The sequence below is a fragment of the Agriterribacter humi genome (genome assembly GCF_009192765.1).
Classification (GTDB): Bacteria; Bacteroidota; Bacteroidia; order Chitinophagales; family Chitinophagaceae; genus Agriterribacter; species Agriterribacter humi.
Genome location: NZ_VOHQ01000006.1, coordinates 113530 through 137566, shown reverse-complemented (window position 1 = coordinate 137566; position 24037 = coordinate 113530). Strand labels below are relative to the sequence as shown.

General features: G+C 42.8%; 18 protein-coding genes and 1 riboswitch. Of the genes, 13 read left to right on the top strand and 5 right to left on the bottom strand.

The window, feature by feature from the left end; translation table 11 throughout:
* Positions 1 to 45: 45 nt before the first annotated feature.
* The 4 genes from FRX45_RS12170 to FRX45_RS12155 all read right to left on the bottom strand — a co-directional run bounded on the left by FRX45_RS12170 (position 46) and on the right by FRX45_RS12155 (position 8104).
* Positions 46 to 4248: a hybrid sensor histidine kinase/response regulator transcription factor gene (locus FRX45_RS12170; RefSeq protein ID WP_226805313.1), complete on the bottom strand. Its 4203-nt coding sequence runs from the start codon at positions 4246 to 4248 to the stop codon at positions 46 to 48.
* 118 nt (positions 4249 to 4366) lie between these two features.
* Positions 4367 to 5623 carry a homoserine dehydrogenase gene (locus FRX45_RS12165; protein WP_152268702.1) on the bottom strand — a complete coding sequence of 419 codons (1257 nt, stop codon included), beginning with the start codon at positions 5621 to 5623 and terminating at the stop codon, positions 4367 to 4369.
* 4 nt (positions 5624 to 5627) lie between these two features.
* The gene (locus tag FRX45_RS12160; protein ID WP_152268701.1) at positions 5628 to 6695 is read right to left on the bottom strand and encodes a homoserine O-acetyltransferase family protein; all 1068 of its coding nucleotides are present in this window, start codon (positions 6693 to 6695) and stop codon (positions 5628 to 5630) included.
* An 83-nt stretch (positions 6696 to 6778) separates the two neighbouring features.
* Positions 6779 to 8104, bottom strand: coding sequence for an O-acetylhomoserine aminocarboxypropyltransferase/cysteine synthase family protein (locus tag FRX45_RS12155; RefSeq protein WP_152268700.1), 1326 nt, complete (start codon positions 8102 to 8104; stop codon positions 6779 to 6781).
* A gap of 21 nt (positions 8105 to 8125) precedes the next feature.
* On the opposite strand from FRX45_RS12155, the gene FRX45_RS12150 reads away from it, so the two are divergent.
* The 13 genes from FRX45_RS12150 to FRX45_RS12090 all read left to right on the top strand — a co-directional run bounded on the left by FRX45_RS12150 (position 8126) and on the right by FRX45_RS12090 (position 22820).
* On the top strand, positions 8126 to 8470 hold the full coding sequence (locus tag FRX45_RS12150) for a hypothetical protein (RefSeq protein WP_152268699.1): 345 nt from the start codon (positions 8126 to 8128) through the stop codon (positions 8468 to 8470).
* Positions 8471 to 8609: 139 nt separating this feature from the next.
* Positions 8610 to 8732: riboswitch (SAM riboswitch) on the bottom strand.
* 260 nt (positions 8733 to 8992) lie between these two features.
* Positions 8993 to 9727: a phosphoadenylyl-sulfate reductase gene (locus FRX45_RS12145; protein ID WP_152268698.1), complete on the top strand. Its 735-nt coding sequence runs from the start codon at positions 8993 to 8995 to the stop codon at positions 9725 to 9727.
* 115 nt (positions 9728 to 9842) lie between these two features.
* Positions 9843 to 10751 (top strand): sulfate adenylyltransferase subunit CysD, encoded by a 909-nt coding sequence (cysD, locus tag FRX45_RS12140; protein WP_152268697.1) that lies wholly within the window; start codon positions 9843 to 9845, stop codon positions 10749 to 10751.
* A gap of 83 nt (positions 10752 to 10834) precedes the next feature.
* Complete coding sequence (locus tag FRX45_RS12135) at positions 10835 to 12079, top strand: sulfate adenylyltransferase subunit 1 (RefSeq protein ID WP_152268696.1); 1245 nt, start codon at positions 10835 to 10837, stop codon at positions 12077 to 12079.
* A gap of 64 nt (positions 12080 to 12143) precedes the next feature.
* Positions 12144 to 12950 carry a serine O-acetyltransferase EpsC gene (epsC, locus tag FRX45_RS12130; RefSeq protein ID WP_152268695.1) on the top strand — a complete coding sequence of 269 codons (807 nt, stop codon included), beginning with the start codon at positions 12144 to 12146 and terminating at the stop codon, positions 12948 to 12950.
* 51 nt (positions 12951 to 13001) lie between these two features.
* On the top strand, positions 13002 to 13853 hold the full coding sequence (gene cobA, locus FRX45_RS12125; RefSeq protein ID WP_152268694.1) for a uroporphyrinogen-III C-methyltransferase: 852 nt from the start codon (positions 13002 to 13004) through the stop codon (positions 13851 to 13853).
* A complete protein-coding gene (locus FRX45_RS12120; protein WP_152268693.1) occupies positions 13837 to 15534 on the top strand; it encodes a diflavin oxidoreductase in 1698 nt (565 codons plus the stop codon). The genes cobA and FRX45_RS12120 overlap by 17 nt, the downstream gene beginning before the upstream one ends.
* A 97-nt stretch (positions 15535 to 15631) precedes the next feature.
* Positions 15632 to 17305, top strand: a complete 1674-nt coding sequence (locus tag FRX45_RS12115; RefSeq protein ID WP_152268692.1) for an NADPH-dependent assimilatory sulfite reductase hemoprotein subunit — start codon at positions 15632 to 15634, stop codon at positions 17303 to 17305.
* A 155-nt stretch (positions 17306 to 17460) separates the two neighbouring features.
* Positions 17461 to 18972 carry a TSUP family transporter gene (locus FRX45_RS12110; protein ID WP_152268691.1) on the top strand — a complete coding sequence of 504 codons (1512 nt, stop codon included), beginning with the start codon at positions 17461 to 17463 and terminating at the stop codon, positions 18970 to 18972.
* Between the two features lie 277 nt (positions 18973 to 19249).
* The gene (locus FRX45_RS12105) at positions 19250 to 19678 is read left to right on the top strand and encodes an OsmC family protein (protein ID WP_226805311.1); all 429 of its coding nucleotides are present in this window, start codon (positions 19250 to 19252) and stop codon (positions 19676 to 19678) included.
* Between the two features lie 118 nt (positions 19679 to 19796).
* A complete protein-coding gene (locus FRX45_RS12100) occupies positions 19797 to 20966 on the top strand; it encodes a trans-sulfuration enzyme family protein (RefSeq protein ID WP_152268689.1) in 1170 nt (389 codons plus the stop codon).
* A gap of 118 nt (positions 20967 to 21084) precedes the next feature.
* Positions 21085 to 22185 carry an acyltransferase family protein gene (locus FRX45_RS12095; protein ID WP_152268688.1) on the top strand — a complete coding sequence of 367 codons (1101 nt, stop codon included), beginning with the start codon at positions 21085 to 21087 and terminating at the stop codon, positions 22183 to 22185.
* Between the two features lie 125 nt (positions 22186 to 22310).
* Entirely contained in the window at positions 22311 to 22820 is a 510-nt protein-coding gene (locus tag FRX45_RS12090; protein WP_152268687.1) for a DinB family protein, read from the top strand.
* Positions 22821 to 22892: 72 nt separating this feature from the next.
* Here the strand turns inward: FRX45_RS12090 and namA are convergent, their stop codons facing one another.
* Positions 22893 to 23963 (bottom strand): NADPH dehydrogenase NamA, encoded by a 1071-nt coding sequence (gene namA, locus FRX45_RS12085; RefSeq protein WP_152268686.1) that lies wholly within the window; start codon positions 23961 to 23963, stop codon positions 22893 to 22895.
* Between the last annotated feature and the right edge of the window lie 74 nt (positions 23964 to 24037).

Below are 24037 nucleotides of genomic sequence, written 5' to 3'. Positions count from 1 at the left end.
AACTATTGTAATCCTGATATTGTCATTTACTCCTTATTGCACTACTCATCCTTCCTTATCTTTCATTTTTGATTGCTTACCCCTGTTGGCGGCAATGTATTCAGAAGGAAGCATGCTGAATTCCTTCTTAAAAAATTTTGTAAAATATTTTGGATTGCTGAACCCTACTTCATACGCCACTTCGGAAATGGTCATTTGGGTTTTAACCAACAGTTGCGCCGCTCTTTTCATACGGATGGCACGAATAAAATCTAAAGGTGCTTTGCCCGTAAGCGAAAGTAATTTTTTATATAAAGCCACCCTGCTCATAAACAACGCTTTGCTCAAATCTTCAACAGAAAATTCAGATTCACCTATGTTCTTTTCCACTTCTTCAACTGCCTGTTTTATAAATTGTTCATCCACAGGCGTTACACTGATGGCGCTGGGCTCAATTTCAATCTGCTTTTGAAACAATCTCCTCAAGGCTTCCTGGTGTGCCAGTAAACTTTTAATCCTCGACTGCAACATTTCAAAGCTGAACGGTTTGGTGATATAATCATTGGCGCCTGTTTCAAAACCTTCCAGTTTTTGTTCTTCGGCACTTCGTGCCGTTAGTAATATCACTGGTATATGAGAGGTTCGTGCATCGTTCTTTATTTTATGACACAACTCCATACCATTCATTCCAGGCATCATGATATCACTGATGATCATGTCGGGCTGAAATTCCTGCGCTTTTTTCCATCCCTCTTTTCCATCTATTGCTTCATATACTGTATAGTTCGCCCGCAAATTATCTTTAATATAAAAACGAATATCATCGTTATCATCCACTATCAATACGCTTTCCTTTTTCCGTGATGGCTTATGTTGCATTTCATCTGCTGCTCTATCGTGCGCAGTATGCATTACAATTTCCGTCTCTGCAATGCCATCACGCTCATGAATGACAGATTGAGATTTCACGGGAATACTTACGGTAAATTCGGTTCCTTCGCCGGGTTTGCTTTTAACCCCAATGCCTCCTCCATGCAAACGAACAAATTCACGTGTAATAGCCAGGCCTATACCACTGCCCTGGTTCAATATATTATCGGGAACCTCATGCTGAAAAAATCTTTCAAATATTTTATCCTGTTCTTCATGCGGGATCCCTATTCCGCTGTCTTGAACGGAAATTTCTATATGCTCCCCTGCATCTGCTGTTTCTTTAACAGCCATATTCACGCTTATACGTCCATGTTCCGGAGTAAACTTAAATGCATTGGATAAAAGATTGAACATGATCCGTTCGATCTTTTCAGGATCAAACAGCATTTCCAATGATTCGGCCGAAGAACAAAAAGTAAAGCTGATATTTTTTCTTTCTGCCAGATCGGTAAAGGATAAAGTAAGCTCTTTCACAAAAACAACAATATCGCCAAGAGAAGGATAAAGGCGCAATTCACGCATCTCCAGTTTCCTGAAATCCAGTAATTGATTTACCAGCCCGAGCAGCCGTTTGGCATTACGGTATATCAATTGAAACTGCTTTATTTGCCCGTCATCTCCCGGCTGTTTCATCATTTTTTCCACAGGAGTGATGATCAGCGATAAAGGAGTTCTGAATTCATGGCTCACATTTGTAAAAAACTTTAGCTTCAGCATATCCAGTTCATGTATGCGTTGCGCTTCTTTTTTTTGATGATCAAACTGAAAACGCATTTTAGCCCGCTGAATGGTAAGCCTGCGTGCCAGCAACAGGATGCCGGCCGCAAAAACAATATACAGCAGAAAAGCAGGCCAGGTTTTCCAAAAAGGGGGGAGGATGGTGATGCGCAGTGCGATTCCTTCATTGTTCGTTTCCGGGAAGTCGCCTTCCGCTTTCACCCTGAATGTATATTCGCCCGGATCAAGATTGGTATAGGTGATGATTCTTTGCTTACCATCGGTAGTAAGCCATTCCTTGTTGAACCCTTCCAGCATATATATGAACTTACCCTTCAGCGACTGGATGGAACCCAGCGCAGCAAACCCTATAGAAAATACATTCTGATTATAGGGCAGTGTAATGGATTCCGTTTCTGTAAAAGCCTTATTTAATACGATGCGTCCATTTATTTTTTCTCCCACATTTACCGTTTTGTTGAACAGCAAAAACTCTGTAAGTGCTATCCTGGGTATGGTTTTATGCAAAAGAAACTTTTCGGGATTAAAAAGGTTAAATCCATAAGGTCCTCCAAAAATAAGTTCGCCTGCCCTGGTTTTAAAAGCCGCTTTATCATTAAATTCCCTTCCCTGCAAACCGTTCGATTCATCATAGTTTTCAACCTGGATGGTTACTTTGCCTGAAATATTTTTTATTGTCACATTGCTTAAGCCGTTGGGCGTACCCACCCAAAGATCACCTTTGTTATCTTCCAGTAAAGTAAGAACGGTATTATCTGCCAGTCCGTCCTCCTTGCGGAAAACAGTAAATGTATTGTTGCTTTTATTGAGCAGGTTAAGCCCTTCCCGCGTGCCTGTCCATATTAGTCCCCTGCTGTCCTGCAGAATGGCAATTACATTGTTATTGCTTAACGAAGTGCTGTCACTATCATCGTGACCCATGTACTGGAAAGTGCCGGTTTTTTTGTTGAGTACATCAATGCCATTGGATGTGCCAATCCAGATGTTATGACCGGTATCTTCAATAATGGCGGAGATATAATTGGAATGCAGCGAACGCCCGTCTTCTACCCTGTAATGATGGAAAATATTTTTTTCCCTGTCGTAACGGTTTAATCCGCCGCTAAGCGTACCTATCCACAGGTTTTTATCACTGTCTTCAAATATTTCCCAAATGCTGTTGTCTGAAATGCTGTTGGTATCGGCAGCGCTGTGCCTGAACTGCGTAAACTTTTTACCATCGTAACAATTCAACCCACCAAAATAAGTACCTATCCATAGCTTTTGCCGGTGATCCACAAATAAACTTACGATCACATCATTACTCAGGCTGTTAGGGTCGGTGGGGTTGTGACGAAAAACAGAAAATTTATTATTACTGCGGTCATAATATACCAGCCCTCCGCCATTGGTCCCTATCCATAAATTTCCTTTTGCATCCTCCGCAAACCTGTTCACATCTTCATAAGGCAAGCTATTGGAATCAGAAACTTTATGCCGGAATAAACTAAACATGGCTATGCTGTTATTATAATAGCAAATACCCTGTTTGTAGGTGCCCAGCCATATGATACCGCTGCTGTCTTTATATACCGAATAAATACTGTTCTGGCTGATGGTAGTATGATCTTCGGCATCGTTGAGCAGGTAACGAACAGTTTTGTTTCTTTTATCTGCAATATTAATCCCCCCATGATCGGTACCTATCCATATCATACCATCCTCATCCTGGGTTATACCGGTTACAATATTGGTATTAAGCCTGATCGCTCCTTTTTCCTTAGAAAAATGTGACAAATGATCATCGGCAGGCTGATAATAAAAAACACCCCCCGGATTACCGGCTAACAATACACTCACCCAAAGCTCATTGTCACTATCTATAAATAGGGTATAATTCTGAATACTGTTTTTTGTGATGTTTTTCATTTGATCATTCCTCTGAATAACATCGTAGGTAGTTTTATCTAATTTTTCAATGATGCCATTGCGGTGAACGATCCAGATATTGTTATTTCCATCCTGTGCCAATGCCGCCACATCATTAGTAGCAATACTTAAGCTGTCATCCGGATTATGCTGCAACGGCATGATTTTTTTAGTGGAAGGCGAGTATCGGTATACACCTGCATTATTCTGGTATAAGAACCAGTAATTTCCCTGCCGGTCTTTTACAACAGCATATACATTTCCGGGAGGGAGCGACAACTGCGACAAATACTGAAGATCATTCCTGCTTAAATTATCGGTAACAGGATCATAAATATTGTTGCCGTTCCGGGTAGCTATCCACAACTTCCTGCCGGGCAATTCAAAAATTCTTTCTACATAATTATCACTAAGCGAAGTGGAATCACGAAGATCATTTTTAAACACTTTAAAATCATAGCCGTCATACCGGTTTAAACCCGACATAGTGCCAAACCACATAAATCCCCGGCTATCTTTTAATATGCAGTTTACCTGGTTATGTGAAAGTCCCTGGCGCAGGTCAAGCCGCATGAACTGGTATCCTTCTCCCTGCGAAGAAGCGCGCAGGCAAAACAACAGAATAATACCTGAAATATAGCATTTCTTAATACACATAGCAGCAGCCCATGCAGTTATGGTTTGGAACAATTCATTACCCTGATAAAGATAAAATAAAAGTCGCCTCTTTGAGAGAGCGACTTTATTTTTGATAAAGGATTAATACCCGAACAATTACAGTTATTCTTTTTTAACAGCACAAAAAAACTTAATCCACAATGCCTGCCAGTTCAAGGCTTTTCTTTTTAAGCTTTCGTATTTCTATATCTTCGATAATCGCATCCGGGGTGAGTATCAGCGAAACATTGTTCTCCTTCCACCAGGAAACACCTTTCAGGTTGTTAAAATGCAATACTCCTGAAAGATATTTACGTTCACCCGCATGCCACTCCTCAATCCACTCAAATTTTTCACGGGGAATGCTCTTCCATTCGTCAAAACTCAGGTAAGTACGGACATAAAAATCATTGGTAAGCTCAGGGGGATTATGATAGTAGAGTTTTTTATACTCATAGCGGTAATCATACCTGAGCGCAGAAATATCACTCAGCACTGCTGAAGCCGTGGGAAAACTTCCGGCGCCTTTACCATAAAAGAATTGTTTGTCGGCAAAACTACTTTCAATAACCACTCCGTTAAATTCATTCTTTACAAATGCCAGCGGATCATCGTGTGTTACAAACTGCGGCAATACAAAAGCGGCTACTTTGCCGTTATTTAATTTTTTAGCCTGTGCCACTAATTTTATTTCATAATTTCTTTCCCTCGCTACAGCAGCATCGCTCAGCTTAATATTCTGAATACCGTTAAAAACAATGTTTTCCGGTTTTTCAACAATGCCATAAGCATGGGTAAGCAAAAATGTCCACTTGTTCAATGCATCCCATCCGTCTACGTCTAATGAAGGATCTGCTTCGGCAAATCCTAATTGCTGCGCCAGTATTAAAGCCTGTTTGAAGTCAAGCGTTTCTTCAAACATCTTGGTGAGAATAAAATTAGTTGAACCATTTACAATAGCCCTTATGGAATGCAGCAAATCATTATCGTAATATTCTTCAAGGTTTCTGATTACCGGTATGGAAGCGCAGGCGGCTGATTCGCATAAAAAAGGCTGATCATATTTCTTTTGCAACGCCAATATTTCGGGAAGATGTTCCGCGATCATTTTTTTGCTTGCACTTACTACAGCTTTGCCATTTTTTAATGCGGTAGACACAATCTCAAATGCGGGTTCGGATTCATTGATCACTTCTACAATTACGTTGATGTCAGGGTCATTAAGCAATTCAAACCTGTCTGTAGTAAACAACGCGGCAGGAGCGTTTCTTTTTTTACCGGGGTTTTTTATACAAACTTTTTTTATTGTGGCCTGCAGTGAAGGCGTTTGCTCCAGCACTTTATACAGGCCTTCTCCCACCACTCCAAAACCAAATAATCCAATATTCAACTGCCGCTGTGTGTTCATGTCTTTACTGATTTACAATTTTTAAATAACTCACCTTATCTTCTTTTATAAAAGACTTTAATAGCTGTTCAATTTTTTCATATTCCAGCAAAAAGCCATCGTGTCCGTAGGCCGATTCTATTAAATGATATACAGCTCCGGGTATATGATCCGCAATCTTTTTCTGCTCATCCGGCGGAAAAAGCAGATCATTGGTAATGCCAATCACCAGCGTTTTGGAACGTATACGGCCCAAAGCTTCTTCTACAGAATTCCTTCCCCTGCCTACATCGTGCGCATCCATTGCCTGGCTAAGGCGATAATAGCTGAATGCATTGAAACGTTTGGCCAATTTTTCGCCCTGGTAACGCTGATAACTTTCGGCCGCTTCTCCGCCAAAAGGATGCGAAACAGGCCAGGCCGTTTTTTTATCCCTGGGTTGGGTAAGATTATACGTATTGTTATTGCGATAGCTGAGCAATGCAATACTTCTCGCCGCCTTCATACCCTGTAAACCCGCTTCCGGCATTTTCTCTTTCCATGTAGCATCTGTTTCTATACACATGCGTTGCGATGCATTAAAAGCTATTCCCCATGGCGAATGCTGCGCATTGGTGGCCAATGCGATTACATGCTCAAACAGCTCCGGTTCTTCTATCGCCCATTCCAATAATTGCTGACCACCCATAGAACCGCCGATCCCTATTTGTATTTTTTTGATGCCGAGATGTTCCCTCAAAGAACGGTAAGTTCTTACCATGTCTCTTGTGGTAAATAGCGGAAAATCGTGGTACCAGCGCTCATTGGTGGCCGGATTAATTTCCAGCGGACCAATACTGCCATAACAGCTTCCCGGCATGTTTACGCAAATAATAAACCAGGTTGCGGGATCAAACAATTTTCCTTCGCCTACTAACCCCGGCCACCAATCTGTAGGATTGCTATTGGCAGTAAGCGCATGAAAAACCCATACCACATTATCCTTCCTGGCGTTGAGCCTGCCCAGTGTTGTATAAGCCAAATGATATTGGGAAATGGTTTCTCCGCTTTCAAGTATAAATGGTTCTGTATGTGTGTACACCTGTGTAGACATATTTGTAGCAACTAACTTTATTGCATCGTATTTATAACATAAAAAGGAAACGTGAAATTTTCAGGTTTCACGTTTCATTATTTCTAATTCAATGCATGTTTGGAAGCAAACACTTTTTCAAATGATTGTTCAAAATCTGCTTTTATATCATCAATATGTTCGGTACCCACACTAATCCTTACCAGGTTGGGCTCTACTCCTGCCGCCTTTTGTTCTTCTTCGGTTAATTGCTCGTGCGTAGTGGATGCCGGGTGAATAGCCAAAGTTTTCGTGTCACCCATATTGGCCAGGTGGCTTACCAACTGCAGCGAATCAATAAACTTCCTTCCGGTTTCCTTACCGCCTTTAATACCGAAATTGAGGATACCGCCAAAACCCCTGGTCAGGTATTTTTTTGCCAGTGTATGATAGGGACTGCTTTCCAATCCGGGATACAATACATATTCAACCTGGGGGTGCGATTCCAGCCATTTGGCCAATGTCAGCGCATTTTCTACATGGCGTTCTACCCGTAATGAAAGCGTTTCCAATCCCTGCAAACCCAGGAATGCATTAAAAGGACTTTGGCAGGCGCCCAAATCTCTCAACCCTTCCACCCTTGTGCGGATAGCAAAAGCAATATTAGGCAGGCCCAGTGGATTGCCTTCACCAAATACATCCCAGAATTTTAATCCATGATATCCTTCACTGGGTTCGGTAAATTGAGGAAACTTACCATTGCCCCAGTTATAATTTCCACCATCCACTACTATACCGCCAATGGTTGTGCCATGACCCGTGATCCATTTTGTAGTAGAATTTACTACCACATTAGCACCCCACTCCAGCGGACGGAAAAGATAGCCGCCGGCGCCAAAAGTATTATCAACAACCAATGGCAGGTCGTACTCTTTGGCCAATGCTGCGAATTTTTCAAAATCGGGTATGTTTAACCTTGGATTACCAATCGTTTCAAGGTAAATAGCTTTGGTATTTTTGTCAATATGCTTTACAAAACTTTCTACATTATCAGCATCAGCGAAACGGGCTTCTATTCCAAGCCGTTTAAATGCTACCTTAAACTGGTTATACGTGCCGCCGTATAAGTAAGAACTGGTTACAAAATTCTCACCTGCCTGCAGAATATTATGCAATGCCAGGAGTTGGGCAGCTTGCCCTGAAGCTGTTGCTACCGCAGCTACTCCTCCTTCCAACGCTGCAATTCTTTTTTCAAATACATCGGTGGTAGGATTCATAATACGGGTGTAAATATTGCCAAACTCTTTCAGTCCGAATAGGTTGGCCGCATGTTCGGTATTATCAAATCCAAATGCGGTAGTTTGGTAAATAGGAACGGCCCTTGATTTGGTAGTGGGATCAATTTCCTGGCCGGCATGCAATTGTAAGGTCTCGAAACGATAGTTGCTCATGGAAAATTAATTTATTGAGTAATGATAAATATTAAATATACAAAAAAGAAGTGCTGTGAATACTGCAAAGCGGTAAACAACCTGAAGTGGGGTTATATGTCAGATGGTATGCCGTTAGGCATACAACAACAGCAACCAATGCACGGGCATGCATTAACAAAATATGTTCTATTTATTGTTGCTGATGACATATCACTAATATATCAGGTAAAATTAATAGACTTTACCATCATTCCCAATTTTTTGGACGTAAAGTTTCGCCGTATATCCACCGAGCTAATATTCGCCTGGAACTGCAAATCAATGGATGATCATTCCAATGGAGAGCTATCCAGGCAAATAAGTTTGTTCTCATATAAATTATAACCTGCAAGAAATAGGAGCAAAGCAACTAACAACCAGTAGCAAGTGCTTTCCGGCAGCCAGTAAATAAAAAAGCCCTTCCGGCAGCAGCGGGAAGAGCTTTGATAGTATAACCAGTTTAAGAGTAATCAGCTTTTCGTCCGACTTATCTGCTCCGCATGGGCGGAAATGGAATTGGCACCTTTTCTCACACCGCAATAATTGCAGCGCGAAATAGGTTGTCAAGGCTTCGTTGGGCCAGTCCCTCAGCCTTTCTTGATAAGTAATAATAATAAGAACTGGCGCAAAGATAAGATCAAATCAATTGAATAATCAAAAAAAAATGCAAATTGTTTTTGAAATAAGTTGGCCGTATAAATTTCTATATTATCTTTGTCCACCAGTTTAATAGGGTAATCATATCGCTTTGATGGTAATCGAAAAAAAATATTGTTGCTGTTGTTGTTGCCGGTAATATTTCAGCGCAACCTTCAGGAGAAAATAGTATCAACGGATACCTTTGCTTGCTATCAATTTTAGTGTATTATGACTCAGACGATTCCTCAAAGCGAAATTCAAAGAATTTCCCAACTTACTCAAACGCCGGATATCATCCAAAATCTCCGGAACATATCGGAGCAGTATCCCGGTGATGTGGTTTTTTCTACCAGCTTTAGCTGGGAAGACCAGGCAATCACCCACTTCATATTTAGTGAAGCGCTGAATATACAGGTATTTACTTTAGATACCGGCCGCATGTTTCCGGAAACGTATTCTACCTGGAGCCGCACACTGGAAAAATACAATCAGCCTATTACAGCTTATTATCCCAACGGTTCTGCACTCCAGCAATTTGTTGCCGAAAAAGGTCCCAATAGCTTTTATGAGTCGGTTGACAACCGCAAACAATGCTGCTTTATCCGCAAAGTAGAGCCTCTTCAAAGAGCCCTGAAAAATAAAAAAGTATGGATCACCGGCATCCGTGCAGAACATTCGCCCAATCGCAGCGATATGCAGCAAATAGAATGGGACGCTACCAATAACATCATAAAATATCATCCGCTGCTTCACTGGACAACAGATGAAGTAATTGCATTTATCAATACCAATAATATTCCTTACAATCCCCTACACGACAGAGGCTTTGTAAGCATCGGCTGCGCGCCATGTACCAGAGCCGTTAAGCCGGGTGAAGATTTCCGGGCCGGAAGATGGTGGTGGGAAGATGCAACTCAAAAAGAGTGCGGACTGCATGTACATGAGGAAAATGTGAAAATATGAAGTGTGGAAATGTGGAAAATGTTGCGGTCGGCACGTGACGAAGGAACGTCGGACCGCATACAGAATTTGGAACTGTGAAAATGAAATTTAACGATAACGCAATTAATTAAAATAGATGAGTAACTATCATTTGGATTATTTAGACGAACTGGAATCGGAATCAATACATATTTTTCGTGAAGTAGCAGGGCAGTTCGAAAAACCGGCCTTATTATTCAGCGGCGGAAAAGATTCTATAACACTGGTGCATCTTGCCCTGAAAGCATTTCGCCCCGGAAAGTTTCCTTTTCCTTTAGTGCATATTGATACCGGGCATAATTTCCCTGAAGCTTTACAATTCCGGGATTACCTGGCGGAGCAGATTGGAGAAAAACTGATTGTGCGGCATGTGGAAGACACCATTAAAGCGAAACGGCTTACAGAACAAAAAGGAAAGTTTGCCAGTCGCAACCAGTTGCAAACCTATACATTGTTAGATACCATTGAGGAGTTTGGTTTTGATGCCTGTATTGGCGGCGCCCGCAGAGATGAAGAAAAAGCAAGGGCAAAAGAAAGGATCTTTTCTGTTCGCGATGAATTTGGGCAATGGGATCCTAAACGCCAGCGGCCTGAATTGTGGAACATTTATAATGGTAAAATTCATAAAGGCGAGAACGTAAGAGCGTTTCCTATCAGCAACTGGACGGAGCTGGATGTTTGGAACTATATACGCCGCGAAAAAATAGAATTGCCTTCCATTTATTTTGCACACGACCGTGAAGTGCTGGAATACGAAGGACAATACGTGGCAATATCCGATTTTATACGGATTGACGAAACAGATGTAATTGTACAGAAAAAAGTGCGCTACCGCACAGTGGGCGACATGACCTGTACAGCCGCAGTGGCTTCAAATGCTTCAACCATTGAGGATATTATCAGCGAAATTATTGCTACCAAAACAAGTGAACGGGGCGAAACAAGGATAGATGATAAGGTGTCGGAAGCGGCAATGGAAGACAGGAAGAAGAATGGATATTTTTAGGTTGCAAGGTACAGGATACAGGTTGCAGGGGGTTTTGAAACCTGCAAACACAAACTACAAACGATAAACTACAAATAATATTAATGGATATACTCAGGTTTATAACAGCAGGAAGTGTGGACGATGGCAAAAGCACACTAATAGGGCGTTTGCTGTACGACAGTAAAAACATAATGGTGGATCAGCTGGAAGCCATGGAAAAGCAAACCAAAAACAGGGCAGAAGGCGATATTGACCTGGCCCTGCTTACAGATGGTTTGCGTGCAGAAAGAGAACAGGGCATCACCATTGATGTGGCGTATAAATATTTTACTACACCCAAACGTAAGTTTATTATTGCCGATGCACCGGGGCACATTCAATATACCCGCAATATGGTAACAGGGGCCTCCAATTCCGATTTGATTATTATTTTGGTTGACGCACGAAATGGCGTTGCTGAACAAACCCGCCGGCATTCTATTATCGCATCCCTGCTTAACATGCCGCAGGTGATCGTTGCCGTTAATAAAATGGACCTGGTAGATTATTCGCAGGACGTGTATAATAACATCGTTATAGAATATGCCAAACTCGCCAGGGCCCTGGGATTAAATGATGTGACCTATATTCCCATCAGCGCATTAAAAGGAGATAATATTGTAGAACGATCTGCGGAACTGCAATGGTATGAAGGGCAGTCGTTGCTTCACCTCCTGGAAAATGTAGAGGTAGAAAAAGTGATCAACCTGGATAAAGCACGTTTTCCCGTACAATACGTTATTCGCCCGCAAACTGAAACACTACACGATTACCGTGGATACGCAGGTAAAATAATAAGTGGCATTTACAGAAAAGGTGATGCCGTAACTGTTTTACCATCGGGAGCAACCAGCAAGATCAAAGAGATAGAAACAGATGGAGGAAGGCCCGTTGATGAAGCATTTGCAACACAGGCAATTGTATTGCACCTGGAAGAAGATATTGACGTTAGCCGCGGCGATGTTATTGTGCTGAACAATGATCTGCCGCAAACCGCACAGGAACTGGAAGTACTCTTATGCTGGATGGACAGCAAGCCGCTGATCCCCGGCAATAAATATTTACTGCAGATCAACAGTACAAGGGTAAGAAGTATAGTAAAGGATATTACCTACCGGATGGATGTTAACTCATTAGAAAAAAACTATGCCCCGGCGCAGGCGGAACTGAATGATATTGTAAAAGTAGTGATCAAAACGGCACTCCCCGTGGTATATGACAGCTATAAAGATTTAAGGGTTAACGGGGGCGCTATATTAATTGATGAAACCAGTAATGTAACGGTAGGCGCCTGCATGATCCAATAGCAGCAATAAAAAATAAAGCGATTTTCGTTTCATATGTAAAACAACACATACTCGTAAAGCCAAAATGTCTCAAAAAAAATTCATAGCGCAATTAGCCGAACAGAAAAACAAAACTTTCTCAGCTATTCCCGATACGGAACTGGCTACGCTTTTTATTGATGATCTTTTTAGCTTATTATTTCTTCCTGCTACTTTAAGACAGCAGAATCATTACGAACTGGAGAAGGCCTTTGAATCCCTGAAAAGTCACCTCTCTACATTGGTATATGAAGTGGTAAAAGATGGCAAAGCAGCGCAAACGGCAAGCGATGATTTTTTTTCCGAGCTTCCCGGCCTGTACAATACTTTGCAAAAAGATGCGCAGGCTATATTCCTGTACGACCCCGCCGCTCAGTCTCCTGAAGAAGTAATCATTGCCTATCCCGGGTTTTATGCAATAGCCATATACCGGTTTTCCAACCAGTTGTGGAAACAGCACATAAAAATGCTGCCGCGTCTCTTTACTGAATACGCCCATAGCAAAACGGGTATTGATATACATCCGGGTGCAACCATCGGCGAATCATTTTTTATTGATCACGGAACGGGTATTGTAATAGGTGAAACGACCATAATAGGAAAGAATGTAAAAGTTTACCAGGGAGTAACCATCGGCGCACTAAGCAGTTCCAGGGAGAAAGCAACAGGCAAACGTCATCCAACCATTGAAGATAATGTTATCATCTATTCAGGTGCAACCATATTAGGCGGAGAAACGGTGATTGGTAAAAACAGCGTTATTGGCGGAAATATGTGGCTAACCAAAAGTGTGCCCCGGAATACAATTGCAGAGCAGAGCGGCATAACACAAACAGCGAAAACAGAACATTAATAAATAATAATTTTTTTTCTTTTGAAAGTCTACAAAATAAGTTAACTAATCATGTCAGCAGAAATTTCTACATATGGAAAAGTGGTACTGGCAGCCGCGGGTCCGGGCGATCCGGAATTGATTACAGTGAAGACTGCACGCTACCTGAAGCAGGCGGATATCGTATTAACAGACCGCCTGGTGAGCAACGATATTTTGAAGGAATATGTAAATCCCTTAGCGGAAGTTATATATGTAGGCAAGCAATGCCGCCGCGGAGCGTCTACTCCCCAGCAAACCATTAACGGGCTGATGCTGCAATATGCACAGAACGGAAAATTAGTAGTTCGCTTAAAAGGCGGCGATGTATCCATCTTCTCCAATATACTGGATGAACTGCAGGTACTTGCCGAAAATAAAATTCCGTATGAAATAATACCGGGAGTAACCGCCGCTTTAGGTGCAGCAGCATGCGCAGGTATCCCTTTAACAGCAAGAGGATATGCAACAGCGGTGCGGTTACTCACTTATTATAAATCCGATATTGTATCTGACCAGTACTGGCAGGAACTGGCAGCAACCAATGACACACTGGTATTTTACATGTCGGCCGAAACGGTAGAAGGCATCGTATCCAAACTTATCCGGTATGGCGTTGGCAGGGATAAGCATATTGCGGTAATAGAACAGGCCACCACACCCTTCCAGCAGGTGCATACGGCTAATATATATGATTTTAACGGTCAATTCGGTGAAATGTCATTTTTGTCTCCGTCACTGGTCATCATAGGCAAAGTAGTAGCCCTGCATGAGCAGTTCGCCTGGTTAACGAACAGTGCAGGGCGGGAACATTATTTTAAACCCGTGGCATCATTACAAAATAATATTAATAATAATCAGCAAGCCCATGTTAGCAGAGCATAGATTAAAAGCGTTCCAGGATCTTATTACCCAGTCATCACGTGAAGAACTGATATGGATGAATGGATTTATTGCGGGATTGGTATCGGCGGAGGCTAATGGAACCGGTGCACCCGCAGAGGCACAGGCAACGCCCCGTGTAAATAAGATTTCTATTTTATTTGGTACCGAAACCGGCAACTCAAAAAAGGTAGCCACGGAATTTGCCGCACAGGCAAAAAAACATGGTATTAATGTAAAGCTCAGTTCTATAGATCAGTATCGCATTACCGACCTGGTTAAAGAAGAATATACATTCCTCGTTATCAGCACGCAGGGAGATGGCGAACCGCCTGTTACCGCAAAAAAATTTTACGATCATATTCACCAGCAACAGCTTTCGCTTGATAAAATGAAATTCAGTGTGCTGGCATTAGGCGATAGCTCCTATCCGATGTTCTGCAAAGCAGGTGAGGATGTGGACAGCCAGCTCAATAAACTCGGAGCAAAACGTATTGTGCCCCTGCAAAAATGTGATACTGAATATGCTGAAGAGGCGGCTATTTGGTTTTCGCAGGTAATGAAAGCTTTAAGTGATGGCGGAAACAGCAATACAGGGCCTGCACCTGCCAGAAAGCCAAAAGGCAAAAAAAATTATACAGGAACCATACTCACCAACCTGAACCTTAATGACAGGGGCTCGAATAAACAAACACATCACATTGAGATTGCGGTGGATGAAGAAATCAGTTACGAACCCGGTGATTCCATTGGCTTAATCCCGCACAACAGAAAAGATCTTGTAGAAAATATTTTAGCCCTTAGCGGCGCAGACCCGGATAACCAAATTGAATTCAGAAAAGAGCGGTATACCATAGCCGATGTATTAACCCGTAAAATAAATATCATTCACCTTCCGGAAAGAGTGGTAAAACAATATGCATCTGTTATTCAACAGGAAATACCGGATACACGCATAGACCTGATTGACCTGCTGCGTATTTACCCCGTAAAAGATGCGGCGCAGTTTGAACAGGTAATACCTGTACTTGAACCCATTGCTCCACGGTTATATTCCGTTTCTTCCTCACCTGAAGCACATAGCGGTGAAGTGCATATTACAGTGGCAAGAGATAAATTCAATATCAATGGAGAAACAAAGTATGGCTTATGCTCAGATTTCTTATCGCAACTGGAGCCTGATTCCACGATTGATTTTTACGTACATAAGAATACACAGTTCAAATTACCCGCTGCCGGCAAAGATGTTATTATGATTGGCCCGGGAACAGGCATTGCGCCGTTCAGGTCTTTCCTTGCAGAAAGAGATGCCACAGGCGCAGGCGGGCGTAACTGGCTTTTCTTCGGCGATCAATGCTTTGTTACCGATTTTCTTTACCAGACAGAAATCCAAAACTGGGCCGATACCGGTGTATTAACGAATGTACATCTTGCTTTTTCACGCGATCAGAAATCCAAGATATATGTACAGCACCGTATGCTGGAACATGCGGCGGAACTATGGCAGTGGATTAATGAAGGAGCTTATATCTATGTATGCGGAACAAGGGAACCGATGAGTACAGATGTGGAAAATGCCCTGATCCAGATCGCACAGCATTATGGCGGCAAATCGGTAACTGAAGCGGTTTCATTTGTTGAAAAGCTGAAAGAGGAAGGAAGGTATTTGCTGGATGTATATTAGGATTTGGGATTTCAAATTTGAAATCAAATCCCCAATCTTAAATCTTAAATCTTGAATCTCAAATTTCAAATCTTAAATTTCAAATCTCAAATATTACATGTCTGAAAAAAATAACCTGTCGTCAACAGAACATATAAAAATGAAGAGCGATGGTCTGCGCGGTACTTTAAAGGAAAGCCTGAGAGATCAGATAACAGGCGCCATCCGGGAAGATGACCGGGCGCTGGTAAAGTTTCATGGTATGTACCAGCAGGACGACCGTGACAGGAGAGCAGAAAGAAGTGCAAAAAAATTAGAATGGCTCTACTCTTTTATGATCCGTTTGCGCATTCCCGGCGGTTTTATCACCAGTGAGCAATGGGAGGCGCTGCATCATGTGGCAGGAAACTATACAACAGGTGTAATTAAAATCACTACCCGCCAAACCATCCAATTGCACGGCATTTTAAAATCAAATGTAAAGCCCACAATAAAAGCATTTAATACTGCCAAATTGGATTCCATTTCGGCCTGCGGCGATGTGAACAGGAATGTAATTTGTGCGGCACATCCTAAATTTTCACCTGTACATGAGGAGATATTCGGTTATGCCAAAAAGCTAAGCCAGCTTGGGTTACCTAAAACAAAGGCTTATTATGAAGTATGGTTAGATGAAAAACCATTAACAGATAAAAAGGAAGAGGAAGATCCATTATACCAGGACAGGTATTTGCCGCGAAAATTCAAAATCGGTATCGCCATTCCCCCCAACAATGATGTAGATGTTTTTGCAAATGATTGCGGACTGGTTGCCATACTGGAAAACGACAAACTGGTAGGGTTCAATATTGCTGCCGGCGGCGGCATGGGAGCCACGCATGGTAACGCCGCCACCTATCCGCGGCTCGGAACCGTGTTGGGCTTTGTTTCGGGAGAAGAAAAAGTTTTTAAAGCTGTTTACGAAATGATTACTGTTCAGCGTGATTATGGCAATCGCAGCGACAGGAAATTATCACGGCTGAAATATACGCTCGACAAAATGGGAGTGGATGCTTTTAAAGCTGAGCTGGAAAAAAGATGCGGATTTGCACTTGAACCAGAGCGGCCTTATGAATTTACGGGTCGTACAGATTTTTATGGCTGGCACAAAAATCATGAGGGCAAATGGTACTATACGGTTTTTGTTGAAAATGGCCGGATACTCGATGATGAACAACAGGCTTTAAAAACAGCATTTCTCGAAATCGCACAGTTGCGTAAAACCAATTTCAGGTTTACCTGCAATCAGAATATTATAATAGCCGATGTACACGAAGAAGATAAAGCGGAAATTACTGCTATACTGAAAAAATACAGGATCAGTGATCATACAGATAATGCAAGTGCCGTTCGCAAAGAATCAATTGCCTGTGTAGCATTCAATACCTGCCCGCTGGCACTGGCAGAGGCGCAGCGTGTTTTACCGGGCTTGATTTCAAAAATGGAACCCATACTGAATAAGTATGGATTGAATGATGACAAAATTAGTGTACGGATGACAGGTTGCCCTAATGGTTGCGCCAGGCCCTATGCGGCAGAAATCGCATTTATAGGAACCGCATATGGATATTATAATCTGCATCTTGGCGGCGACAGAACAGGTACAAGATTAAATAAATTGTATAAAGAAAGTTTAAATGAAGAAGCCATCGTAGAGGAACTGGATGGTTTATTCAAAATATACAGTGATGAACGCGAAGCCGGTGAAACCTTTGGTGATTTTGCGAAAAGAGCGAAGTGGGTGGAATACTAATGTGGAAATTGGACAGCCTTGTACCCTGCAACCTGTACCTTGCAACCTGTACCTTGTAACCTGTACCTTGTAACCTGTACCCTGTAACCTGTACCCTGTACCTTAAACTATAAACAACAAATTATAAACTACGACAGCTTTTACTTAATAATATAATGACTGAAACAACAACCATACAGGAAACCAATCAGCTCTTCCCTGTTTTTTTAAAGCTGGAACAATTGAAGCTGCTGATTATAGGAGCAGGGAATGTTGGGTTGGAGAAGCTGCATGCAGTGCTGCAAAATTCTCCTGCTACTGCTATTACCGTTGTTGCACCGGAAGTAAAGGAAGGCGTAAAATCTTTGGCTGAAAGATATTCCAGTATCACCATTATTGAAAGCGTTTATCATGACACATTTTTAAATGATGCCGACCTGGTGATAGTAGCTGTAAATGATAAAACATTAGGCGAACAGGTAAGATCAGACGCTCACGAAAGAGGCTTACTGGTAAACGTTGCCGACACGCCGCATTTATGTGATTTTTACCTGGGATCAATTGTAAGAAAAGGTAATCTCAAAGTAGCTATTTCAACCAATGGCAAATCACCTACTATCGCCAAGCGTTTGAAGGAAGCATTTAATGATGTATTACCCGAAGAATTAGACGATGTGTTGCATAATATGGAAGCCCTGCGCGCAAAAATGAATGGCAATTTTGCACAAAAAGTACATGAGCTGAACCACATTACCAAAGTGCTTTCTGTAAAGGATATTCCTGACGCAAAAAGCAATAGTGAAAAACGATGGCGGCGCATCGCTACCTGGTGCTTGTTTGCATTCTTTTTTATGTTCGCAGGTCATGTGGTACTCTCCTACCTTCCCATAGGAAGTCTTATTGATTCTATTAAAGATGGCGCACAGCAATTAGACAGTAAGTTTTACTGGATGATCCTCGCCGGATTTCTTGCACAAATGGTAGACGGTGTACTGGGCATGGGCTACGGCGTGGTGTCTACTACGGTATTAATGTCGCTTGGCGTTAATATTGCCGCTATCAGCGGTAGTATACATACTGCCGAAATGTTTTCGAGCGGCGCTTCGGGGTATACCCATTATAAATTCGGCAACGTAAACAAAAAATTATTCAAAGCGCTATTGATCCCCGGGATAGTGGGCGCCGTATTGGGTGCTTTTTTGCTTTCCAAATTTGGTGAGGAATATGCGGGATACATCCGGCCGCTGATCGCTACCTATACCATGCTATTGGGTGTACGCATCCTCATCATTTCTTTCAGGAAGAAAAGTAAAAAAGCAAAAAAAGTAAAACGCGTAGGATGGCTGGCCGGTGCAGGCGGATTTTTAGATTCGTTTGGCGGCGGAGGCTGGGGTCCGCTGGTTACCAGCACACTGATATCGAAAGGCCGAAGCCCGCGTTTTGTGATAGGCTCCGTAAGCATAACAGAATTTTTTGTAACGTTTGCCAGTGCACTAACTTTTTTTACTATGATTGGTGTAAGCCACTGGCAGGTTATTGTCGGGTTGATTATCGGGGGTATGATAGCGGCTCCACTGGCTGCAAGACTGGTTGGTAAACTACCCGCCAAAACCATGCTTATAACCGTAGGTTCTATGGTAATCATCTGGAGCCTCAGGATATTATTAAAGTCGGCGGGGATATTATAACATTCTTTTATTGATATAGTGTTGTGTAAATAATATTTTGTCGCCTTTATACGTAAGAAGAGAAATTACCTGCAGGCAGGCGACAGACGTCGGATTCTCAGGTTTCCCGTCTGCCGTTTAACGCTTTACTTAACAATAGATAGCCCGCTATTACGCTATGCAATGAAATGCATATGATCTTGCAAGAGGGTTTAACTACCAGTTAATTAAGCAGAACAGTTCAAAAAACCCGATTGCTTTGTATCTTTGCCCCCAAATTTTAAGAGCAATGCCGTTAATGCAATTACACCGCACCGAAAATGACTATGGATTTACCGCTACAGATTCCGGAGGTAATAAGCTGTCTATTGATATCCCTGAAGAACAGGGAGGCAACAGCAAAGGTTTTCGTCCCATGCAGTTATTACTGGCCGGTTTGGGCGGATGCAGCGCAGTGGATATAGTAAGCATATTAAAAAAACAAAAACAAACTATAAAAGACTTTTCTATTAGTATAGACGGTGAAAGAGAAAAAGGTAAAGAACCTTCTCTCTGGGAAGAAGTGGAGATTACGTTTCAGTTATCCGGAGAGGTTGATGGCGCCAAAGCGCACCGTGCGGTTGAGCTATCCATGAATAAATATTGCTCTGTTGCAGCAACCTTACGCAAGGCAGGAGCAGCATTAAAGTGGAAAGTAGTGGTGAATGGAAATGAGGTGAAATTATGATATGAACATGCAGGGAATGTGAAATGAACATCAGCGTAGCCGTTATTCGCAACAAGCTGCCCGCTATATACCAGTCTTTCGCACTTCACTTTTGGTAATTTTTAAAAAACTTAAGCAGATGAAGCAACATCCCATTACGCAGGCTGTGCGTATTCAAACCTCCCGTACCAGTGAAATGGAACATAGCACCCCGTTATTCCTTACCTCCAGTTTTTGTTTTGAGAATGCCGAAGAAATGCGCGCCGCTTTTGCGGGAGAAAATGAAAACAACATTTATAGCAGGTTCAGCAACCCTACCGTTCAGGAGTTTATTGATAAAATGTGCGTGCTCGAAGGTACTGAAGCCGGATTTGCCACTTCTTCTGGCATGAGCGCCATCTTTGGTTGCTTTATGGCTTTTTTAAACAGTAGCGATCATTTGCTGAGTTGTAAATCCATCTTTGGATCTACCCATACTATTGTTACCAAATACCTCCACCGCTGGAAAATAGATTACAGCTACGCGGATATCAATAAACCCGAAACATGGGAATCACTGATTAGGCCCAATACTAAAATGATCTACGTAGAAACCCCAACCAACCCGGGGCTTGATATCGTGGATATGGAGTGGCTGGGTAAGCTGGCAAAAAAACATGGCATTATACTGCTCGTGGATAATTGCTTCGCTACGCCAATCCTCCAAAAACCCGCTGAATACGGCGCCGACCTGATATTGCATTCCGCAACCAAATGGCTCGATGGACAGGGACGTGTGCTGGGTGGCATAGTAGTGGGCAGAGAAGACCTTATCAATGAATTGTATTTATTCTGCAGAAACACCGGTCCATCCCTCTCCCCTTTCAATGCCTGGATATTAAGCAAAAGCCTAGAAACACTGGATGTGCGTATACACCGCCACTGCGATAACGCCGAAGCACTGGTGAAGGCGCTGGATGGCCACGGAAAACTAAACTGGATCAAATATCCTTTCCACCCTTCTCATCCCATGTATGAAATTGCCAGAAAACAAATGACACGCGGAGGCGGCCTGGTTACCTTCGATCTGAAAGGCGGCGTTGAAGGCGGCAAAAAATTTATGGATGCCTTACAGATGCTCTCTTTAACTTCTAACTTAGGCGACACCCGCAGTATTGCTTCACATCCTGCATCTTCTACACACTCCAAACTTAGCAGGGAAGAACAGGAATCTGTGGGCATTACGCCCGGACTGATACGCATTTCCGTAGGGCTTGAACATGCAGATGACATTATTGCCGACATTGTACAGGCATTGGAAAAGAGTTAGTAACCGGCCTGCCATCTTGTAAAAAAAGATTTGTGCTCATTTTTTCCAGAGGTGATCGTTTTGTTTTTTTATCTTCAGGGAACATAACCTGCTTACTGTTAAAATAGCAAACGATTGTATGGAAAAACAAAAACGACTGCTTTCGGTTGATGCACTCCGGGGTTTTGACATGCTGCTCATTTCCGGTGGCGGCGCTTTTATCCTCCGCCTCAAAGGAACTACCGGTTTGTCATGGATAGATTGGACAGCCGACCAACTCACACATCCGGCGTGGAATGGTTTTACTTTTTACGACTTTATATTCCCGCTCTTTTTATTTACAGCGGGTATTGCACTATCCTATTCCATACGATCAGGATTAAGCAGGGGAATGAACAAAAAAGAACTATACAGGAAGGCATTCCGCCGTATGCTTATACTTATCGTGCTGGGCATATTGGATAAAAATATTCCGTTGAATATTTTTGACCCGGCCCAAATACGGTATGGTACCGTGCTGGGTCGTATTGGCATCGCCACTTTTATTACCACCCTGTTATACGTGAATCTCTCTTCCAGGCAAAGGCTGTATTGGGTAGGGGGTATGCTGATCGTTTATTGTGCCGCCCTGTTCCTGGTACCTGTTCCGGGTTATGGCGCGGGTGATCTTTCTTTTGAAGGAAACCTGGTGGGCTGGTTCGACAGGCATTTTATGCCCGGTCGCCTGCTGCAAAAAATCTACGATGAAAATGCCTTGCTCACCCAACTGCCCGCGCATTGCCTTACGGTTTTGGGTGCATTTGCCGGAGACATACTCCAAAAGCAAAAATCGGAATATAAAAAATTGCTGGAAATGGGGATAATGGGTGTCGCAGGAATTTGTGCGGGACTTTTGTGGAGCACGTTCTTCCCGCTCAACAAGCATTTATGGACAAGTTCTTTTATTCTTCTTACGGCCGGCATGGCTTTTCTTTTCCTCGCACTGTTTTACTGGATCATTGATGTGCAGGGTTACCGCAAATGGGCTTTCTTTTTTAAGGTGATCGGCATGAATTCGCTTGTCATTTACCTGGGAATGCGTTTTATAGATTTTGATTACAGTTCGAAATTGCTTTTTGGCGGATGGTATATGCATGTAGCCGAAAAATGGCAACCGGCCTGCAATGCATTGGGCGCATTGATATTGGTTTGGTTACTGTTGTACTTTTTGTACAGGAAAAAAATATTCGTCAAAGTTTAAAGCGAAAGTTTTGCATAAACGACAACCATTGAACATATCCCAAACTTCCTTCAATTTTCAATATGGCTGTCAAAAACCATTGATACCTTTACCGAAACTATTATCATTATTAAAAATGTACAATCATGCGGCCACTTCCCTCTGACTATGCTCCATTTTACGAAACTTACGTTTCACTGGTAAAGAATGACGATATTAAACAGGCGCTTTCCACCTCATTGCCCGATATGGAAAACTTTCTGCAATCGGTACCCGAAAACAAAAGTGATTATGCTTACGCAGAAAATAAATGGACGGTGAAGCAGGTATTGCAGCACACTATAGATGCCGAAAGGGTTTTTGCCTACCGGGCCATGTGTATTGCGCGTGGCGAAATGCAATCATTACCTTCTTTTGATGAGAACGAATACGCAGAAAACGCTGCTGTTCAGCACCGCTCGTTAAATGGACTAAAGGAAGAAATGCTCCTGCTGAGAAAAGCATCTGTTGCTTTGTTTGAAAGTTTTACTGATGACATGTTACAGGCAAAAGGCATTGCCAGTAACAAATCCATTACCGCACTGAGCCTCGGATATATTACTGCAGGCCACTGGACGCATCATCAACGCATACTGGCTGAACGATATCTTTTGTGAGTCGTAAGTGACAGGTGATAAGTGGTAAGTTGTGAAAAACTTCACCTTTCACTTTTCACCTATCCCCCCCCTTTATTTTTTCTTCGCTCTCCCGTATTGCACCGGCCATGCTATATCATCGCCTAATTGTGTTGCTGCATGCAGGGGAAAGTACGGATCGCGCAAAAATTCCCTGGCCATAACGATCAGGTCCGCCTCTTCATTTTGCAAAATATTTTCGGCCTGCTGCGCGCCGGTAATCAATCCCACCGTTCCGGTTGGCATGCCCGTTTCTTTTCTTATACGCGAAGCAAAGGGCGTTTGGTAAGCAGGCGCCACGGGTATTTGCACATGCGGTACCAATCCTCCGCTGGACACATCAACAAGGTCAATTCCTTTTTCCTTTAAGATGCCCGACAGCGCTACTGATTCGTCTATATTCCATCCGCCCGCAGCCCAGTCGGTTGCCGAAATACGAACCCACAGGGGCAACGCTTCCGGCCATACGATTTGTACAGACGCAATGATTTCCAATAAGAAGCGAATGCGGTTTTCAAAGCTTCCGCCATATTTATCCGTTCGTTTATTGCTGAGTGGGGAAAGAAACTGGTGAATAAGGTATCCGTGTGCCGCATGAAGCTCTATCAGGCTGAACCCGGCCTCTACTGCCCTTTGAGCCGCGGATCTGAAATCAAGGACTACTTTTTGAATACCTTTCTCATCTAAGGCAGCAGGTGTGCTTTCCCCCTCATTAAAAGCAATGGCTGAGGGCGCTACGGTTTGCCAGTGCCCTTCCTCTCCCGGGGGCACCTGCTTATTACCCTTCCATGGAGAATGTGTACTGGCTTTGCGCCCCGCATGAGCCAGTTGAATACCGGCAACAGCATGCTGTGCTTTTATAAACGAAGCGATTTGCTTCAGCTTATCCATATGTTCATCTTTCCATATGCCCAAATCATCGGCTGAGATCCTTCCCTCAGGCGAAACGGCAGTAGCTTCGGCAATCACTGCCGCCGCACCCCCTACCGCCCTGCTGCCCAGGTGTACCAGGTGCCAGTCGGTGGCAAAACCATCATCCGACGAATACTGGCACATCGGTGAAACCACGATCCGGTTTTTAAAGGTTATGCTTTTAGATGTATAAGATGAGAACAGCCTGGACATGATGAAAAGTTTATTCAAAATAAGGAATAATCTAAAAATAAAGGACAAAGCCAGTTAAACACGAACGATGCCTT

What these genes read in the sequence shown, in the direction of transcription:
- FRX45_RS12135 (WP_152268696.1), top strand. Translation starts at nt 10,835, where the DNA reads ATGGATATACTCAGGTTTATAACAGCAGGAAGTGTGGACGATGGCAAA.
- FRX45_RS12150 (WP_152268699.1), top strand. Translation starts at nt 8,126, where the DNA reads ATGATAAATATTAAATATACAAAAAAGAAGTGCTGTGAATACTGCAAA.
- namA (WP_152268686.1), bottom strand. Translation starts at nt 23,963, where the DNA reads ATGTCCAGGCTGTTCTCATCTTATACATCTAAAAGCATAACCTTTAAA.
- cobA (WP_152268694.1), top strand. Translation starts at nt 13,002, where the DNA reads ATGTCAGCAGAAATTTCTACATATGGAAAAGTGGTACTGGCAGCCGCG.
- FRX45_RS12145 (WP_152268698.1), top strand. Translation starts at nt 8,993, where the DNA reads ATGACTCAGACGATTCCTCAAAGCGAAATTCAAAGAATTTCCCAACTT.
- FRX45_RS12095 (WP_152268688.1), top strand. Translation starts at nt 21,085, where the DNA reads ATGGAAAAACAAAAACGACTGCTTTCGGTTGATGCACTCCGGGGTTTT.
- FRX45_RS12155 (WP_152268700.1), bottom strand. Translation starts at nt 8,104, where the DNA reads ATGAGCAACTATCGTTTCGAGACCTTACAATTGCATGCCGGCCAGGAA.
- FRX45_RS12165 (WP_152268702.1), bottom strand. Translation starts at nt 5,623, where the DNA reads ATGAACACACAGCGGCAGTTGAATATTGGATTATTTGGTTTTGGAGTG.
- FRX45_RS12115 (WP_152268692.1), top strand. Translation starts at nt 15,632, where the DNA reads ATGTCTGAAAAAAATAACCTGTCGTCAACAGAACATATAAAAATGAAG.
- FRX45_RS12105 (WP_226805311.1), top strand. Translation starts at nt 19,250, where the DNA reads ATGCAATTACACCGCACCGAAAATGACTATGGATTTACCGCTACAGAT.
- epsC (WP_152268695.1), top strand. Translation starts at nt 12,144, where the DNA reads ATGTCTCAAAAAAAATTCATAGCGCAATTAGCCGAACAGAAAAACAAA.
- FRX45_RS12110 (WP_152268691.1), top strand. Translation starts at nt 17,461, where the DNA reads ATGACTGAAACAACAACCATACAGGAAACCAATCAGCTCTTCCCTGTT.
- FRX45_RS12090 (WP_152268687.1), top strand. Translation starts at nt 22,311, where the DNA reads ATGCGGCCACTTCCCTCTGACTATGCTCCATTTTACGAAACTTACGTT.
- FRX45_RS12120 (WP_152268693.1), top strand. Translation starts at nt 13,837, where the DNA reads ATGTTAGCAGAGCATAGATTAAAAGCGTTCCAGGATCTTATTACCCAG.
- FRX45_RS12160 (WP_152268701.1), bottom strand. Translation starts at nt 6,695, where the DNA reads ATGTCTACACAGGTGTACACACATACAGAACCATTTATACTTGAAAGC.
- FRX45_RS12100 (WP_152268689.1), top strand. Translation starts at nt 19,797, where the DNA reads ATGAAGCAACATCCCATTACGCAGGCTGTGCGTATTCAAACCTCCCGT.
- cysD (WP_152268697.1), top strand. Translation starts at nt 9,843, where the DNA reads ATGAGTAACTATCATTTGGATTATTTAGACGAACTGGAATCGGAATCA.